This window comes from Solibacillus sp. R5-41 (genome assembly GCF_002736105.1).
Classification (GTDB): Bacteria; Bacillota; Bacilli; order Bacillales_A; family Planococcaceae; genus Solibacillus.
On sequence record NZ_CP024123.1, the window covers coordinates 517,326 to 533,635 of the forward strand.

Consider the following 16,310-nt stretch of genomic DNA (forward strand, 5'->3'; position numbering starts at 1 on the left):
TCCACTGAAATTATGAGTCAATTAGAAGTATGAAATGAATCGTAACTATGAAGCAATCAATAGTTGAAATTATTTAGTACTTATAAATGCCTCTGATTTATGTAGTACATTCACTACGTTTTAAATTCACTTAATGGTCGATGGACACTTCATTACTCGAAAAATGTTTCAGGAGATTAATTGCCAATGCTAGATTTGCATCAAGTTTTTGCTATGCAGAAGAAAGCGTTCTTTTTTTTGCTTGCTGTTTGTGCTTTAGGCTGGGGATTTTCACCATATGAGTCGATATTTGCCGGTATAGCCCTGGGTGCGTTCTTTGGTACGTATAACTTTTGGATATTAGTTCGACGTATGGAAAAATTTGACCGTTCCATTAGTGAAGGGACAAAAGTAGCATCTATTGGTACGGCATTACGTTTCGGATCAGGTGTTGCCGCAGTCGCAATCGCAATATCGTTGCCACAATATTTCCACTTAATAAGCACGGTCATTGGGCTGATGATTCCGTACATCTTTTTAGTAATAGAAAGAATTGTACATCATATAAGAAGCCATTAATGTGCATTTGAAAGAGAGGTGAATGCAGAAATGAATCATACAGCTCCAGAGTTTGATTTGGAATTAGGCTTTATGACACTTACGTTCAATTTATCTACAGTAATGATGCTTTTAATATCTGCTACTATTGTATTTTTAATCGCGTTTATCTCAACACGTAGACTAGCGTTAAAACCAACAGGTATGCAAAACGTCATGGAATGGATAATGGACTTCGTGAAGGGCATTATTAAAAGTAACATGGACTGGAAAACAGGTGGTCGCTTCCACATTCTGGGTATTACACTAATCATGTTCATAGCCGTTTCAAACTTAATTGGTTTACCATTAGGTGGTATCACAGTTGGACATGACTTATGGTGGAAATCACCAACAGCTGACCCAGTTGTTACAATGACATTAGCAGCAATGATTTTAGTTTTATCTCAGTACTATGGTGTGAAAATGCAAGGTACAGGTGGTTACGCTAAAACATTCTTCCAACCAATGTCATTCATGTTCCCGTTAAAAATTATCGAGGAGTTCGCAAATACGCTTACACTCGGCTTACGTCTTTACGGTAACATTTATGCTGGTGAGATTTTAATCGGTCTTATCACAAGTTTAGCCGTTTCAAGTGCGGCAGGCTTTGTCGGTGCAATTTTACCGATGATGGCATGGCAAGGATTCTCTATCTTCATCGGGTTAATCCAAGCTTTCATTTTCACTATGTTAACGATGGTATACATGGCTCACAAAGTGAGTACAGACCATTAATTATAAATTTCCGCATTTAAAGTAGTGCGGCGATTTGAACCACAAAAAAAACACATAATCCAAGGAGGATATTTAAAATGACAGGTTCAATAGGTTTATTAGCAGCAGCAATCGCAATTGGTTTAGCAGCACTAGGTGCAGGTATTGGTAACGGTTTAATCGTTTCAAAAACAGTAGAAGGTATCGCTCGTCAACCAGAAGCTCGTGGCGCACTTCAAACTGTAATGTTCATCGGGGTTGCATTAGTAGAAGCATTACCGATCATCGCAGTAGTAGTAGCATTCATCGTAATGAACAAATAGTCTTTACAGATTATTATTTTCAAGTGGCGAAGCAGAGTTTTAAGCAACCCTTCGCCATTCCTTTTGTATAAAAAGAGGTATTTCCTTTTTTTATAATTTTTAACTCGAATTTAAAGATGTATACAATATAGATTTATGAACTCAAAGCTCTTGAAGGGAGTGAAACAATCGTGTTTTTAGATTATCTTGTACTAGGTGCAGGTGCTGGTAACATCAACTTAGGTGATGTTTTAGCAACACTAGTAATTTTCTTAGGTTTAATGATCCTTCTTAAAAAGTTCGCTTGGGGTCCTTTAATGGGCATCATGCAAGAACGTGAAGAATTAGTTGCATCTGGAATTGATGCAGCTGAAAAAGCTAAAAAAGAAACGCAAGCACTATTAGAACAACAAAAGAGCCTTCTTAAAGAAGCTCGTACGGAAGCACAATCAATTATTGAAGGTGCTAAAAAGCAAGGCGAAGCAACACGCGAAGAGATCGTAACAACTGCACGCGCTGAAGCAAACCGTTTAAAAGAAGCTGCTGTTCGTGATATCGAAGCAGAAAAAGAAAAAGCAATCGCTGCTGTACGTGAAGAAGTAGTTTCACTATCAGTACTTGCTGCGTCTAAAGTTCTTGGAAAAGAAATTTCAGAAGAGGACAACAGCGCATTAATTAAAGAAACGATTGCGAAGGCAGGCGAAGCGAAATGAGTCAATCGACTGTAGCGAAGCGTTATGCCCAAGCTTTATTTGAATTAGCTGCTCAACAAAACACTGTTGCAGAAGTAAGCTCAGATTTAAAGGAACTTGTAAAAGTAATTAAAACGGACGAAGAGTTCGTTCTATTATTAAAAGCACCTAAAATCTCAGTTGTTCGCAAAAAAGAACTTGTTGCAGAACTTTTATCTGGTGCACAACCAGCTATTATTAATATGATTTCTGTTTTAATCGACAAAAAACGTATTGATGAAGCAACGGATGTAGCAGAAGCATTCCAATTTTTAGCGGCTGAAGCGCAAGGCGCAGCTGACGCAAAAGTATTCTCGACACGTGCATTAACTGATGCAGAACGCGCAGAAATTTCTGTAGCATTCGGCAAATTAGTGGGCAAAGAGAAATTAAACATTACAAACGAAATCGACCCATCTCTAATCGGTGGTGTACGAGTTCAAATCGGCAACTACATTTACGACAGCACTGTAACATCTAAGTTAGAGGGTTTAAAACGTATTTTAGTTGGTTAATTTTATGAAATGTGAGAGGTGAACATACATGGGCATCAAAGCTGAAGAAATCAGCAGTCTGATTAAAAAACAGATCGAAAATTACGAATCTGAGCTTAAAGTAAGCGAAGTTGGTACTGTAATCACAGTTGGTGACGGTATCGCTCGTGCTCATGGCCTCGACAACGCCATGGCTGGAGAGCTTTTAGAGTTCTCAACTGGTGTTATGGGTATGGCACAAAACTTAGAAGAAGGTAACGTAGGTATCGTTATTCTAGGACCATTCGCAGACATCAAAGAAGGCGATGAAGTTCGTCGTACAGGTCGTATCATGCAAGTACCAGTTGGTGAAGAACTAATTGGTCGTGTTGTTAACCCACTTGGACAACCAGTTGACGGTTTAGGTCCAATCAACACAACAAAATCTCGTCCAATCGAAAGTCCAGCTTTCGGTGTAATGGCTCGTAAATCAGTACATGAACCATTACAAACAGGTATTAAAGCAATTGACGCTTTAGTTCCAATCGGCCGTGGTCAACGTGAGTTAATCATTGGTGACCGTCAAGTAGGTAAAACTTCTGTAGCAATCGATACAATCTTGAACCAACAAGGTGAAAACATGATTTGTATCTACGTTGCTATCGGTCAAAAAGAGTCAACTGTACGTGGTGTAGTTGAAACTTTCCGTAAACACGGTGCATTAGACTACACAATCGTAGTTACAGCATCTGCTTCTCAACCAGCTCCATTATTATACCTTGCTCCTTTTGCAGGTGTATCAATGGCTGAAGAGTTCATGTTACAAGGTAAACACGTTTTAATCGTGTATGATGACTTATCTAAACAAGCATCGGCTTACCGTGAACTTTCATTATTATTACGTCGTCCTCCAGGTCGTGAAGCTTACCCTGGTGACGTATTCTACTTACACTCACGTTTATTAGAGCGTGCAGCGAAGTTAAATGAAACTTACCAAAACGGTTCTATCACAGCGTTACCGTTCGTTGAAACACAAGCAGGCGATATCGCAGCTTACATTCCAACAAACGTTATCTCTATTACTGATGGACAAATCTTCTTACAATCAGACTTATTCAACTCTGGTGTACGTCCAGCAATCAACGCTGGTTTATCAGTATCACGTGTAGGTGGTTCTGCTCAAATCAAAGCGATGAAAAAAGTAGCTGGTACATTACGTCTTGACTTAGCAGCATTCCGTGAATTAGAGTCATTCGCTCAATTCGGTTCTGACTTAGATAAAATTACTTTAGGTAAGTTAGAGCGTGGGAAACGTACTGTTGAGGTTTTAAAACAAGACTTAAACAAACCACTTAAAGTTGAAAAACAAGTTGCGATCCTTTATGCATTAACTAAAGGTCACTTAGATGATATTCCAGTACAAGACATCGTTCGCTTTGAGCGTGAATTCTTAAGCTGGTTAGAAACAAACCACAATAACGTTTTAGATCATGTTCGTACTACAAAAGAACTTGCTCCAGACGCAGAGTACGTAGCAGCTCTTACTGAGTTCAAAAAAACTTTCGCAAAATCTGAGTAAGACTCATTAATAAGCAAGCGTGCTACTAGTTTATGCTAGTAGACCTTGCTTGAATGAATAAACAGTAGCACTTGATAAAAAACATAAGGTGGTGAAATACCAGTGGTAAACTTACGCGAAATCAAAGGTCGTATAAATTCGACAAAGTCAACGAAACAAATTACGAAAGCAATGCAGATGGTTTCTTCTTCAAAGTTACGTCGTGCAGAGCAAAATGCTAAGTCATATGTACCTTACATGGAAAAAATCCAAGAAGTAGTGGGCGCAATCGCATCAGGTACGAAAGACAGTGGACATCCAATGTTAATCTCTCGTCCTGTTAAGAAAACAGCTTACTTAGTAATCGGTTCGGACCGTGGTCTTGCAGGTGCTTACAACTCAAGTATCCTTCGAGAAGTTCAAAGTACAATTAACCAACGTCATAAGTCTAAAGACGAATACGTTATTTTAGCAGTTGGTCGTCTTGTTCGTGATTACTTTGTAAAACGTGATCATAACGTTATCGCAAATGTTGTTGCTCTACCAGACCAACCAACTTTTGCTGATATTAAAGAAATCGCTCGTAATGCTGTTGGTATGTTCATTGATGGTACTTATGATGAACTTCATATGTACTACAATCACTTTGTCAGCGCCATCGCTAACGAAGTGACTGCAAAAAAAGTTCTTCCATTAACTGATATTACACCTGTTGCAGGTACAGCTTCTTATGAATTCGAGCCATCTGGTGAAGCAATTCTTGAAGTATTACTTCCACAGTATGCGGAAAGCCTAATTTATGGTGCAATATTAGACGGAAAAGCAAGTGAACATTCAGCGCGTATGACAGCTATGAAAAATGCAACCGACAATGCGAATGACCTTATTTCGGATCTATCGTTGCAATATAACCGTGCACGTCAAGCGGCGATTACACAAGAAATTACAGAAATCGTTGGTGGAGCTGCAGCCTTAGAATAGGATCAGCCCGCACCAACGTCGTATAAGAATACGATAGGAGGGTACACAGTAATGAACAAAGGATACGTTCTTCAAGTAATGGGTCCAGTAGTAGACGTTAAGTTTGCAAATGGCCAATTACCACAAATTAATAACTCATTAACAGTTACAATCGAACGTCCAGGCGAAGCTGCAACAACTCTTGCATTAGAAGTTGCGTTACACTTAGGCGATGATGCTGTTCGTACGATTGCAATGTCATCTACTGATGGCTTACAACGTGGAGCAGAAGTAACAGACTCAGGAAAACCAATTTCAGTACCAGTAGGTCAAGCAACATTAGGTCGTGTATTCAACGTACTTGGTGAAGTAATTGACTTAGGTGAAGAAATTCCAACTGATGTTCGTCGTGATTCAATTCACCGCGAAGCACCAACATTTGCTGAATTATCAACTACTGTTGAAATCCTTGAAACAGGTATCAAAGTAGTAGACTTATTAGCACCTTACATCAAAGGTGGTAAAATCGGTCTATTCGGTGGTGCCGGCGTAGGTAAAACAGTATTAATCCAAGAATTAATCAATAACATCGCACAAGAACACTCAGGTATCTCTGTATTCGCAGGTGTAGGTGAGCGTACTCGTGAAGGTAATGACTTATTCTTCGAGATGACTGATTCAGGCGTTATCAAACAAACAGCGATGGTATTCGGTCAAATGAACGAGCCACCAGGTGCACGTATGCGTGTAGCTTTAACTGGTTTAACAATGGCAGAATATTTCCGTGATGAAGATGGTGCAGACGTACTATTATTCATCGATAACATTTTCCGTTTCACTCAAGCAGGTTCTGAGGTATCAGCGCTATTAGGTCGTATGCCTTCTGCGGTAGGTTACCAACCAACACTTGCTACTGAAATGGGTAAATTACAAGAACGTATTACATCTACTACAAAAGGTTCTGTAACTTCTATCCAAGCGATCTATGTACCAGCCGATGACTATACTGACCCGGCTCCGGCTACAACTTTCGCTCACTTAGATGCAACAACAAACCTTGAGCGTAAATTATCTGAGATGGGTATCTACCCAGCGGTTGACCCATTAGCTTCGACTTCTCGTGCTTTATCACCAGAAATCGTAGGCCCAGAGCATTACGAAGTAGCAACAAAAGTTCAACGTACAATCCAACGTTACCGTGAGTTACAAGATATCATCGCCATCTTAGGTATGGATGAGTTATCTGACGAAGATAAACAAACAGTAGAACGTGCTCGTCGTATTCAATTCTTCTTATCTCAAAACTTCCACGTAGCGGAGCAATTTACAGGTCAAAAGGGTTCATACGTACCAGTTAAAAATACTGTAAGCTCATTCAAGGAAATCCTTGAAGGCAAGTATGACCATTTACCAGAAGATGCATTCCGTTTAGTTGGTGGCATTGAAGAAGTAGTACAAAAAGCTAAAGATATGGGCGTTGAAGTTTAATAAAAACGGCGAGGAGGAAAAAATATGAAGACAGTAACAGTCAACATTGTCACTCCCGACGGCCCAGTATACGATTCAGAAGTATCAATGGTAGTCGCTAAAACAACTTCAGGCGAAATTGGTGTTCTTGCTGGACACATTCCAATGGTTGCTCCTTTAGCAATCGGCGCTGTGAAGTTAAAAAAGGCAGATGGTTCTACTGAACTAGCTGCTGTAAGCGGTGGTTTTATTGAAGTTCGTCCTGACAAAATTTCAATTTTAGCACCTTCTGCTGAAGTGGCTTCAACAATTGATTTAGCTCGTGCTAAGGAATCTTTAGCTCGTGCTGAGGAACGCGTTCAAAAGCAAAAAGACAACATTGATTTCAAACGTGCTGATTTATCATTAAAACGTGCGTTGAATCGTATCAACGTTCATCAGGGTAACATCTAATTAAAATTAAAGTGGACAGAGCAATCTGTCCGCTTTTTTGTGAATGTAAAAGCAGTTTATCTTTGTTCAGCAGAGAGTTCCTACTTACAATATTGGTAAGATGAATGCAGTATTTTGCAAGTACTAACGAAATTTGGACAAAAGTTAGTCAAGGTGTAATTGAGTAAGAAAGGAAGTGAAATACATGGAAAATCTTTATTTGCAGGCTGGTCAACAGGCATTAGTAAGTGTAGCAGCATATATTGTATTCATTGGTATTTCTTTTTATGCATTACAAGGTATTCGAATCGAACAATTATTTAAAAAAGGCAAAACCTTTCAAATTCAACTATTTTACATTGTAATGAGTATTACAATTGGATCAACAGTCGCGGATTTTTTCATTAATTTTACAAATTGGTCCCAAAAGATTACGTATATTTTTAATTAAAAGGTACGTACCAATTTATACCTTGTAGGGAAGAGTAACGAATTATTATTCGCTACAAGGTATAAAGATTTCCTAGGAAATAATGAATGCTCAATCGTGGGACATAATCAAGGGATAAAATTTGGTTGATTTCGACACATTCACCATATTTACTTAAGATGCGTACTATAAAAGATAGCAAATAGCTTAATTTTAGCTTAAAATAGTGATTTGGACGCTTGAATAAAGGCGCTAATAGTTGTAACATATCTTTTGTGTGTAAAAATAGAAGTCAAATGAATTTTAAAATAAATTGTGAGCTTATAAATATTTAAGAATTGAATTCGGAGGGACGAATTGTGGAGAGAATTATTGTTACAGGGGGCCAAACATTAAAGGGGACAGTGAGAGTAGAAGGGGCAAAAAACTCTGTATTACCTATCCTGGCTGCATCTCTTTTAGCTTCTAAAGATATAAATAGAATTACAGATGTTCCGAACTTAGCTGATGTAAGTACAATCAGTGAAGTATTAAAAAGCGTAAATGCAAAAGTAGAATATAATGTAGCACAAAATGAAATGATTATTGATGCTTCCGCAGAGCTTTCAAGTGAAGCACAATTTGAATTTGTAAGTAAAATGCGCGCATCTATCTTAGTAATGGGTTCTTTACTTGCGCGTAATGGTTTTGCACGTGTCGCTTTGCCAGGCGGTTGTGCAATTGGCTCACGTCCAATTGAACTGCATTTAAAAGGCTTTGAAGCAATGGGCGCTACTATTTCCTTTGGTCACGGTTATGTAGAAGCAAAGGTTACGGACAAATTAAAGGGTGCTGAAATTTATTTAGATTTCCCAAGCGTTGGCGCAACAGAAAATATTATGACTGCAGCAGCACTTGCAGAAGGCATCACAATTATCGAAAACGCAGCAAAAGAACCTGAAATTGTGGATTTAGCGAATTTTATTAATGGTATGGGTGGCCGCGTAATTGGTGCCGGTACAGATACTATCCGCATTGAAGGGGTCAAAGTATTAAAGGGTTGTGAGCATGCGATTATTCCAGACCGTATTGAAGCTGGTACATTTATGGTGGCCGCTGCGATTACACGTGGTGATATTTTCATAGAAAATGCGGTTCCAGAGCATATGGTTGCATTAATTGCGAAAATGCGCGAAATGGGTGTAGAAATTGCAGAAGAGGGCGAAGGGTTACGCATCCGTGCAAAGGATCCACTAAAAGCAGTGGATATTAAGACGATGCCGCATCCAGGGTTCCCAACAGATATGCAGTCTCAGCTGATGGCATTAATGCTAACAGCGAAAGGAACAAGCATCATTACAGAAACGGTATTTGAAAATCGTTTCATGCATGTTGAAGAATTCCGTCGAATGAATGCTGAAGCGAAAATCGAAGGGCGTTCCGTTTTCATTGAAGGTGACAAGGAACTACAAGGTGCAGAAGTATCTGCAACCGACTTACGCGCAGCAGCAGCACTAATATTGACTGGTTTAGTTTCTGAGGGTGTTACACGCGTAACAAAGCTCCATCATTTAGATCGAGGCTATGTCGACTTCCACAAAAAATTAGCGGCATTAGGAGCCGATATCGAGCGTGTACAATCAGATGAACAAGTGAACGAAAACGAACAAATAAAAGAATCAGACATCGTAAATGCGTAACTAATATCTAATAACTGATTAAGAAGAAACTAGTGTTTAACAATACTAGTTTCTTTTTTTTGTTCTCTCAAATCTTATAAAAATTAAATTCAAATGAATGTTTTTCTCTAGTGAACATACATTGTGTTATGAAAAAATTGCTAATCTGTATCTTGTTGTTTTGCATTCCATTGTATTTTGTGAAAGGTATAAAAAGCACACCACAAACGCTAGAAACACCAGAAGCACCAGAAGCACCAGTAAATCAATGCGTGATTTACGTGAAAGTGAATGATGAAGAAATAGCGCTCAATCAGTATTTAGTTGGCGTGTTAGCAGGAGAGATGCCTGCAAGCTTTCATGCTGAGGCATTAAAGGCACAAGCCATTGCTGCTAGAACGTATGCATTGAGGCAAACAGATTATGGCAAAAAAGAAATTCAAGCAACAACAGCCCATCAAGTATTTGAATCAGAAGAAAAACGAAAGGAAAAATGGAAAGCAGTATTTTCCACATACGAAAATAAAATAGAACAAGCAATAGCAGCAACGGGAAATCAAGTTTTAACGTATGATGGCCAATTAATTACAGCAATGTTTCATGCGTCTTCTAGCAAACAAACCGAATCAGCGAAAAACTATAGTGGACAGGAAATCCCTTATTTACGATCGGCTATGTCGATTGAGAAGCCTTTAAGTGAATCCGTTAGCTTTTCATTTGCAGAGTTGAATGAACGGCTGAAACAAAAGCTAAGCGCAGATGCGTATCGCAAAATTAGTTTTGCTAGAAATGATACGAACCGCATCCAGCAAGTAACGATAGACAATGTTGTTTGGTCTGGTAGAGAATTTCGAGAGCTGCTTCAACTAAAATCTACTGACTTCTCCGTGAAGTGGTCAAAAAAAGGGCTTGAAATCACAACACGAGGATACGGTCACGGTGTAGGTATGAGTCAGCACGGAGCAAATGCGATGGCGAAGAATGGTACGACCGTAGAGGGGATTTTAAAAAATTACTACCCGGGGGCACAAATTGAAGAAGCGAATTATTGTAAAGAAGTAAGCACACAATAAGCTGGAAACACCAGCTTTCTCAACTCTTTTCAGTAGGGGGTCAAACCTTCTACGCATGTGACAAAAAATTATGAAGTATCACAATGAATAAGTATGTTTAAATTCTCAAAAATCGGTCTACACTTCCACTAGAGGTGATGATGATGAGAGAAGATAAACAAAAGCCTTCTCAAAAGACGCTTATGCAGCAGGCGTGGTTTTGGCCAGCTATCTATGGCGGAATGGCATTAATGATTGTTGCAGTAATTTTTGGCTTTAACCAACTTTATGATGGTCAACAGGAAAAGGCATTAGTTGAAGAAAACGTGGCACCAGAGCCTGGGTTAGTAGAAACTGCTGCACGTGAAGAAACATTAAAGTATCCGTTTAAAGAGGAATTTGTGAATGAAGTAGCAATCCTTCAAGATTTTTACGATGTGAATGCGGATGAAGCATCACGTGAAAACGCATTGCTCGTATTCAATCAAGTATTCACAACGTCCACAGGTGTGTCAATTGCGATTAATAGTGAACCGTTTGAAGTTGTAGCTGCAATGAGTGGGGAAGTCGCAGAAGTGAAGCTAGACACGTTTACAGGGAATACAATTATTATGAATCATGCAGATGGTAAGCAAACGCGTTATAGCTCTGTGGCAGATATTTTAGTAAAAGCCGGCGACAAAGTAACGCAAGGCGAACAAATTGCAACATCGCAGGATAATGAATGGAATCCAACTGCCGGTGTCCATTTACATTTTGAAGTATTAGAGCAAGGTGTATTCGTAGATCCACGTAAATATTTATCGTTCTAAGTTGAATCAGTAGGGATTAAAATCCTTATTGAATAGGGGAACTTTGGCTACGCGTAGAGAGCAAAGGCTAAGCCTGTCACGTCCAGTGACAACGCCTTTGTGATCAACGTCGTGTTGGTCTGAAGCCCCGGCGTATGGTACAGATTTTTTTCGAGTAGACTTGAAAAAAATCTGTACCTAATTATGCCAAGGCGTAATTAATGTTGAAATACCCCGATTTATTCGAATAATGAGAGCCAACAAAACATAAGGTGAAGCAATAAACATCTTTTACAACCTGTTGTAGAAAATGAACATATTTGCTAGTGCTCACTTTATAATTGAAGACCTTGTCATCAATATCTAATCCCTTGCAATAGAGGCATTTCAAACCTATGTTGAAGTGTCAAAATGGGGATGTAACAGATTGGGAATGACAGCTAGAAACAAGGTCTGAACAAAATATGAAGTTGGCTCTTTTCATATTCGATAGAGAGGGAGAGAACGTGCACGAACATATTCGACATCGCTGCGTTCGACTGGGAGAGCTGTTGATTGAGACGGGGGAAACTGTACGTGCCCTTGCAAAACTGACTGGGTTTTCAAAAAGTACTGTACACAAGGATTTAACAGAACGACTCAAACAAATAAATGAACCACTCGCACACCAAGTACAGCAAGTGTTGGCGTACAATAAGTCAATACGTCATTTGCGCGGAGGTGAAGCGACTCGAAAAAAATGGGAAAGCAAACAGTATGAAAGTAGCATTTAGACGATCTCGATTAGATTCTAAATGCTTTTTCGAGTTTCAAAAGAAAAGTCAAAAGCCCGTAATTCCCATTAATTTACCTATTAAAGGGAAATCCTTCCCATAAAATAAGATGTAATTCACTATTTATTATGATAAAATAATCAAGATGAAGAGATAATAGATACGTAAATGTTGGAATCAGTGGGAAGGAGCTAAAAAAGCTATGTTTTCAAAAGATATTGGGATCGATTTAGGGACGGCGAATGTACTGATCCATGTGAAGGGTAGAGGGATTGTCTTAAATGAGCCGTCCGTTGTGGCGATTGATAAAAAATCAGGTAAAGTACTTGCTGTAGGTGAAGAAGCACGTCAGATGGTGGGACGTACACCAGGCAATATTACGGCAATTCGCCCATTAAAAGATGGGGTTATTGCTGATTTTGATATTACAGAAGCGATGTTAAAGCATTTTATAAATAAATTAGACGTCAAAGGTTTTTTATCAAAACCACGCATTTTAATTTGTTGTCCGACAAATATTACAAGTGTAGAGCAAAAAGCTATTCGTGAAGCTGCTGAAAAAGCTGGTGGCAAAAAGGTATACCTAGAAGAAGAGCCAAAAGTAGCGGCGATTGGTGCAGGTATGGACATCTTCCAACCAAGCGGTAACATGGTAGTAGATATCGGTGGTGGTACAACAGATATCGCAGTTTTATCGATGGGTGATATCGTGACGAGCGAGTCTATTAAAATCGCAGGTGACGTATTTGACAATGACATCTTGCAATACATAAAGAAAGAATACAAGCTATTAATTGGTGAACGTACATCAGAAGCAATTAAAATGACGATTGGCACAGTTTACCCAGGTGGACGTAGTGATTCAATGGATATTCGTGGTCGTGATATGGTCACAGGACTGCCTCGTACGATTGAAATTCATTCTGAGGAGATTGAACAAGCCTTACGTGAATCAGTTAGTATGATCGTTCAATCCGCAAAAAATGTGTTAGAAAAAACACCGCCAGAACTATCAGCAGATATTATTGATCGCGGTGTCATTATTACAGGTGGTGGCGCATTGCTACATGGCATGGACCAGTTATTAGTGAATGAATTAAAAGTACCTGTCTTTGTTGCTGAAAATCCAATAGACTGCGTGGCAATTGGAACAGGCATTATGTTAGACAATATTGACCGTGCAGTAGGGGCAAGCAAATAACAAACGAGCACAATTTCTAACATTCTCAAAATTTTTACCGATAATATATAAATACTAGAAAATATTTTGAGGTGAATGTAATGTTTAAAGGATTTTATACAGTTGCAACAGGTATGATTGCTCAACAACGTAAAACAGAAATTTTAACAAATAATATGGCAAATGCTAATACACCAGGCTTTAAATCTGATCAGTCGACGATTCGTTCGTTTCCGGATATGCTCATGTCCGCTGTGAATTCTACAACAATTCCAACAGAAAAAGGCTTTGCATTAAAGCGATTAGATCCAGTGGGCACGGTAAATGCCGGTGTTTATTTACAAGAAACATTAGCGAATCATTCGCAAGGACAAGTTTATTCAACAGGCCTTACAACAGATGTCGCATTGATAAATGAAACATTACCAACTGATCCAGCGTCAGGTAATACAGGCGCTATTTTCTTCCGTTTAGAAAATGAAAATGGCACAGAGTCATATACGCGAAATGGTAACTTTACGTTAGACGGAGAAGGAAACTTAGTTAATCCGAATGGGCTCTTTGTGTTAGATGCAAATGGAGAACGCCTTCAATTTGCAAATGACGCGATTCAAATTAGTCCTGAAGGTGCAATTTTTGATGAAAATGGTGTTCAAGTGGGCACATTAGGTGTTTCATTTTCTTCAAATCCGGATTTATTAGTAAAGCGTGATAACGGTCTTTACAATACAATGGATAATGTAAATTTACCATCTGCCTATGGACAAGCAGGGGTTAATTTTGCAATGCAGCAGCAATATTTAGAAGGATCTAATGTCGATTCTTCAAAAGCAATGACGGATCTTCTAACAGCATACCGAGCGTTTGAGGCCAATCAAAAAGTACTACAATCCTACGATAAAAGTATGGATAAAGCTGTTAATGAAATTGGACGAGTTTAACTATTTGGCAGTTGCCTAAGCAACCGCTAAAATAGTTAAAGCCCCGGCGGATGTTAAGGAATCGGAAAGGAGTTCTTTGTGAGATCACAAAGCCGATCCAAAACGCAATTACGTCGAGGCATAATTCATAAATAAATTTTATCGTATAGAGGAGAAATAGGCATGTTACGTACAATGGTTACTGCGACAAACACATTGTCACAAATACAGCATCAGCTTGATACAATTAGTTCGAATATCGCCAACAGTAGTACACATGGCTATAAAGCACAACAAGCGAATTTTACGGAAATGTTATATCAACAATTCGACAACGACAAGTTTGATAAAACATTACGTCAATCACCAGTTGGTATTCGCTATGGCGTCGGTGCACAAATTGGTCAAATTCAATCCAATCAAACACAAGGTTCAATCCAAATGACTGAGCGTGATTTAGATTTTGCACTAACTGGAAAAAATCAGTATTTCAATATTTTGATGCAAGATGAAAATGGTGCAACACAAACGGTCTATACACGTAACGGTAGTTTTTACGTAACACCAACGGAACCAGGAATCGTGTCACTTGTTAACAGTGATGGACATAGTGTAGCAGATTCAAATGGACAACCGATTACGTTTCCAGATGACGTAAAGCAATTCACGATGAATACGGACGGCAGTTTAGTTGTAAACTATCAAAACGGACAAGCACAAACGTTCCAATTAGGTATTACTGCTCTTCAAAAGCCACAAGTAATGGAGCAAATTCAAGGTGGCACATATATCGGTTTACCAAATAATTTAGACGAGTTAGGGTATACTGAAGAAAACATCGTAACGAATTTACAAGGGGCAAATCGTCAAGTAGGTATTCAAAAGGGTGCACTTGAAATGTCTAACGTCGATGTATCAAAAGAAATGACGAGTTTAATTCAAGCGCAACGCTCTTATCAGTTCAATACGCGCGCAGTGACTATTGCCGATCAAATGCTTGGACTAATTACTGGTATTCGTTAATCGTCAATTTTAGCTTGCTTCAGAGAAAAATTCTCACTTCTAAAAGTGATAGGATGAATACCAAATATATAATTCAGTAGGGGTTCAAACCCCGGCTGAATCAAGTTAAAGCCCCTGGCGGATGTCACAGATTTTTAAGAGGCGCTTTTCGAGCAAACTCGAAAAAAAATCTGGACGCAATTACGCCGAGGCGTAATTGATGGGAGATAAAGTTTATGACAAATGAGTTAGAAAGACGAACACAGCAACCAGACGCTACACCTAGGAAGAGAAGGCGTAGAAGAACGGAAGAACCACAATCGGATCAACCGATTCGCTGGGTCCAGCTGCGTCTTATTCCAATTTGGCTACGCATCATTATCGTAATCGCGTTATTTGTGGGTGTAGCCGTATTGGGACTCACGATTGGATATAGTTATATTGGAGATGGAGAAGCAGGGGGTGCTCTAAAATGGAGTACTTGGCAGCATCTATTAGACATTATGGAAGGTAAGGAAAACTAGGCGTCTTTTGAAAAGGCGCTTTTTCCTCCAAATGTTAAAAAAGCATATCTTCTACATAATGTTAAGACATCTTCCTGCACAATATACGCGCAAGAGGTGTTTTTCTAAATTTTACATATTATTTTCAAACAAATGGGGGTACTTATATGTTAAACGCAGAGCAAATTCAAGCAATCTTACCACATCGTTATCCGTTTTTATTTGTAGATCGAATTATTGAAATTGAAGAGGGTAAACGTGCAGTAGGTATTAAAAACGTTTCAATGAATGAGGAATTCTTCCAAGGACATTTCCCTGGATATCCGGTTATGCCCGGCGTACTGATCGTTGAAGCATTAGCACAAGTTGGCGGTGTTGCATTATTACAAGCAGAACAGTATAAAGGACGCCTTGTATTTTTAACTGGAATAGACAATTGTCGTTTTAAGCGTCAAGTTGTACCAGGTGATCAATTGAAGTTAGAAGTTACATTTATTAAACTACGTGGTCAAATGGGTAAAGGACATGCCGTTGCTACAGTTGATGGCGAACTTGCATGCGAGTGCGATATATTATTTGCGGTTGGCCCAGAACAGCCGAAATGAGCTGATTTGCAATTATATCGTAAAGATTATAGAATATAGATTGAATATATTCTATAAATTGAATCAGTGGGGATTTTTCATACCCCAATGAATAGGGGAACTCAGGCTAAGGGAACAAAGGCTAAACCCGTCACGTCCTGTGACAACGCCTTTGTGATCAACGTCGTGTTGACCCGCGTC

Annotated in this window: 19 protein-coding genes; all 19 read left to right on the forward strand. The window is 39.0% G+C overall.

What is annotated here, in order from left to right; genetic code table 11:
* Positions 1-186: 186 nt before the first annotated feature.
* The 19 genes from CSE16_RS02445 (at position 187) to fabZ (ending at position 16,130) form a co-directional block, all read left to right on the forward strand.
* On the forward strand, positions 187-558 hold the full coding sequence (locus tag CSE16_RS02445) for an ATP synthase subunit I (protein WP_099422402.1): 372 nt from the start codon (positions 187-189) through the stop codon (positions 556-558).
* Positions 559-588: 30 nt separating this feature from the next.
* Entirely contained in the window at positions 589-1,314 is a 726-nt protein-coding gene (gene atpB, locus CSE16_RS02450) for a F0F1 ATP synthase subunit A (RefSeq protein ID WP_099422403.1), read from the forward strand.
* Between the two features lie 77 nt (positions 1,315-1,391).
* Positions 1,392-1,616 (forward strand): F0F1 ATP synthase subunit C, encoded by a 225-nt coding sequence (atpE, locus tag CSE16_RS02455; RefSeq protein ID WP_099422404.1) that lies wholly within the window; start codon positions 1,392-1,394, stop codon positions 1,614-1,616.
* Between the two features lie 170 nt (positions 1,617-1,786).
* Positions 1,787-2,308: a F0F1 ATP synthase subunit B gene (gene atpF, locus CSE16_RS02460; protein ID WP_099422405.1), complete on the forward strand. Its 522-nt coding sequence runs from the start codon at positions 1,787-1,789 to the stop codon at positions 2,306-2,308.
* Positions 2,305-2,841 carry a F0F1 ATP synthase subunit delta gene (locus CSE16_RS02465; protein ID WP_099422406.1) on the forward strand — a complete coding sequence of 179 codons (537 nt, stop codon included), beginning with the start codon at positions 2,305-2,307 and terminating at the stop codon, positions 2,839-2,841. The genes atpF and CSE16_RS02465 overlap by 4 nt, the downstream gene beginning before the upstream one ends.
* Before the next feature lie 28 nt (positions 2,842-2,869).
* Complete coding sequence (atpA, locus tag CSE16_RS02470; RefSeq protein ID WP_099422407.1) at positions 2,870-4,378, forward strand: F0F1 ATP synthase subunit alpha; 1,509 nt, start codon at positions 2,870-2,872, stop codon at positions 4,376-4,378.
* Between the two features lie 102 nt (positions 4,379-4,480).
* Positions 4,481-5,338, forward strand: coding sequence for an ATP synthase F1 subunit gamma (atpG, locus tag CSE16_RS02475; protein WP_099422408.1), 858 nt, complete (start codon positions 4,481-4,483; stop codon positions 5,336-5,338).
* A 51-nt stretch (positions 5,339-5,389) separates the two neighbouring features.
* Positions 5,390-6,805 (forward strand): F0F1 ATP synthase subunit beta, encoded by a 1,416-nt coding sequence (gene atpD, locus CSE16_RS02480; RefSeq protein ID WP_099422409.1) that lies wholly within the window; start codon positions 5,390-5,392, stop codon positions 6,803-6,805.
* Between the two features lie 24 nt (positions 6,806-6,829).
* Positions 6,830-7,237: a F0F1 ATP synthase subunit epsilon gene (locus tag CSE16_RS02485; RefSeq protein ID WP_099422410.1), complete on the forward strand. Its 408-nt coding sequence runs from the start codon at positions 6,830-6,832 to the stop codon at positions 7,235-7,237.
* A 184-nt stretch (positions 7,238-7,421) separates the two neighbouring features.
* On the forward strand, positions 7,422-7,667 hold the full coding sequence (locus CSE16_RS02490) for a DUF1146 family protein (protein ID WP_099422411.1): 246 nt from the start codon (positions 7,422-7,424) through the stop codon (positions 7,665-7,667).
* A gap of 338 nt (positions 7,668-8,005) precedes the next feature.
* Positions 8,006-9,325 (forward strand): UDP-N-acetylglucosamine 1-carboxyvinyltransferase, encoded by a 1,320-nt coding sequence (gene murA / locus CSE16_RS02495; protein WP_099422412.1) that lies wholly within the window; start codon positions 8,006-8,008, stop codon positions 9,323-9,325.
* 179 nt (positions 9,326-9,504) lie between these two features.
* Positions 9,505-10,377 carry a stage II sporulation protein D gene (spoIID, locus tag CSE16_RS02500; protein ID WP_253896232.1) on the forward strand — a complete coding sequence of 291 codons (873 nt, stop codon included), beginning with the start codon at positions 9,505-9,507 and terminating at the stop codon, positions 10,375-10,377.
* Positions 10,378-10,520: 143 nt separating this feature from the next.
* Positions 10,521-11,168 carry a M23 family metallopeptidase gene (locus CSE16_RS02505; protein WP_099422414.1) on the forward strand — a complete coding sequence of 216 codons (648 nt, stop codon included), beginning with the start codon at positions 10,521-10,523 and terminating at the stop codon, positions 11,166-11,168.
* A 485-nt stretch (positions 11,169-11,653) separates the two neighbouring features.
* Positions 11,654-11,920, forward strand: a complete 267-nt coding sequence (locus CSE16_RS02510) for a sporulation transcriptional regulator SpoIIID (RefSeq protein WP_099422415.1) — start codon at positions 11,654-11,656, stop codon at positions 11,918-11,920.
* A gap of 202 nt (positions 11,921-12,122) precedes the next feature.
* Positions 12,123-13,121: a rod shape-determining protein gene (locus CSE16_RS02515; protein ID WP_099422416.1), complete on the forward strand. Its 999-nt coding sequence runs from the start codon at positions 12,123-12,125 to the stop codon at positions 13,119-13,121.
* 80 nt (positions 13,122-13,201) lie between these two features.
* Positions 13,202-14,041 (forward strand): flagellar hook-basal body protein, encoded by an 840-nt coding sequence (locus CSE16_RS02520; RefSeq protein ID WP_099422417.1) that lies wholly within the window; start codon positions 13,202-13,204, stop codon positions 14,039-14,041.
* A gap of 162 nt (positions 14,042-14,203) precedes the next feature.
* Positions 14,204-15,043: a flagellar hook-basal body protein gene (locus CSE16_RS02525; protein WP_099422418.1), complete on the forward strand. Its 840-nt coding sequence runs from the start codon at positions 14,204-14,206 to the stop codon at positions 15,041-15,043.
* A gap of 215 nt (positions 15,044-15,258) precedes the next feature.
* On the forward strand, positions 15,259-15,546 hold the full coding sequence (locus CSE16_RS02530; protein ID WP_099422419.1) for a DNA-directed RNA polymerase subunit beta: 288 nt from the start codon (positions 15,259-15,261) through the stop codon (positions 15,544-15,546).
* A 146-nt stretch (positions 15,547-15,692) separates the two neighbouring features.
* Positions 15,693-16,130: a 3-hydroxyacyl-ACP dehydratase FabZ gene (gene fabZ, locus CSE16_RS02535; protein WP_099422420.1), complete on the forward strand. Its 438-nt coding sequence runs from the start codon at positions 15,693-15,695 to the stop codon at positions 16,128-16,130.
* The last annotated feature ends 180 nt before the right edge of the window (positions 16,131-16,310 follow it).

Bases quoted from the DNA above. Each gene is read 5' to 3' on its own strand.
- CSE16_RS02530 (WP_099422419.1), top strand. From the start codon at position 15,259: ATGACAAATGAGTTAGAAAGACGAACACAGCAACCAGACGCTACACCT.
- CSE16_RS02525 (WP_099422418.1), top strand. From the start codon at position 14,204: ATGTTACGTACAATGGTTACTGCGACAAACACATTGTCACAAATACAG.
- CSE16_RS02465 (WP_099422406.1), top strand. From the start codon at position 2,305: ATGAGTCAATCGACTGTAGCGAAGCGTTATGCCCAAGCTTTATTTGAA.
- CSE16_RS02505 (WP_099422414.1), top strand. From the start codon at position 10,521: ATGAGAGAAGATAAACAAAAGCCTTCTCAAAAGACGCTTATGCAGCAG.
- CSE16_RS02515 (WP_099422416.1), top strand. From the start codon at position 12,123: ATGTTTTCAAAAGATATTGGGATCGATTTAGGGACGGCGAATGTACTG.
- CSE16_RS02485 (WP_099422410.1), top strand. From the start codon at position 6,830: ATGAAGACAGTAACAGTCAACATTGTCACTCCCGACGGCCCAGTATAC.
- CSE16_RS02490 (WP_099422411.1), top strand. From the start codon at position 7,422: ATGGAAAATCTTTATTTGCAGGCTGGTCAACAGGCATTAGTAAGTGTA.
- CSE16_RS02520 (WP_099422417.1), top strand. From the start codon at position 13,202: ATGTTTAAAGGATTTTATACAGTTGCAACAGGTATGATTGCTCAACAA.
- atpA (WP_099422407.1), top strand. From the start codon at position 2,870: ATGGGCATCAAAGCTGAAGAAATCAGCAGTCTGATTAAAAAACAGATC.
- atpD (WP_099422409.1), top strand. From the start codon at position 5,390: ATGAACAAAGGATACGTTCTTCAAGTAATGGGTCCAGTAGTAGACGTT.
- fabZ (WP_099422420.1), top strand. From the start codon at position 15,693: ATGTTAAACGCAGAGCAAATTCAAGCAATCTTACCACATCGTTATCCG.
- atpE (WP_099422404.1), top strand. From the start codon at position 1,392: ATGACAGGTTCAATAGGTTTATTAGCAGCAGCAATCGCAATTGGTTTA.
- atpB (WP_099422403.1), top strand. From the start codon at position 589: ATGAATCATACAGCTCCAGAGTTTGATTTGGAATTAGGCTTTATGACA.
- CSE16_RS02445 (WP_099422402.1), top strand. From the start codon at position 187: ATGCTAGATTTGCATCAAGTTTTTGCTATGCAGAAGAAAGCGTTCTTT.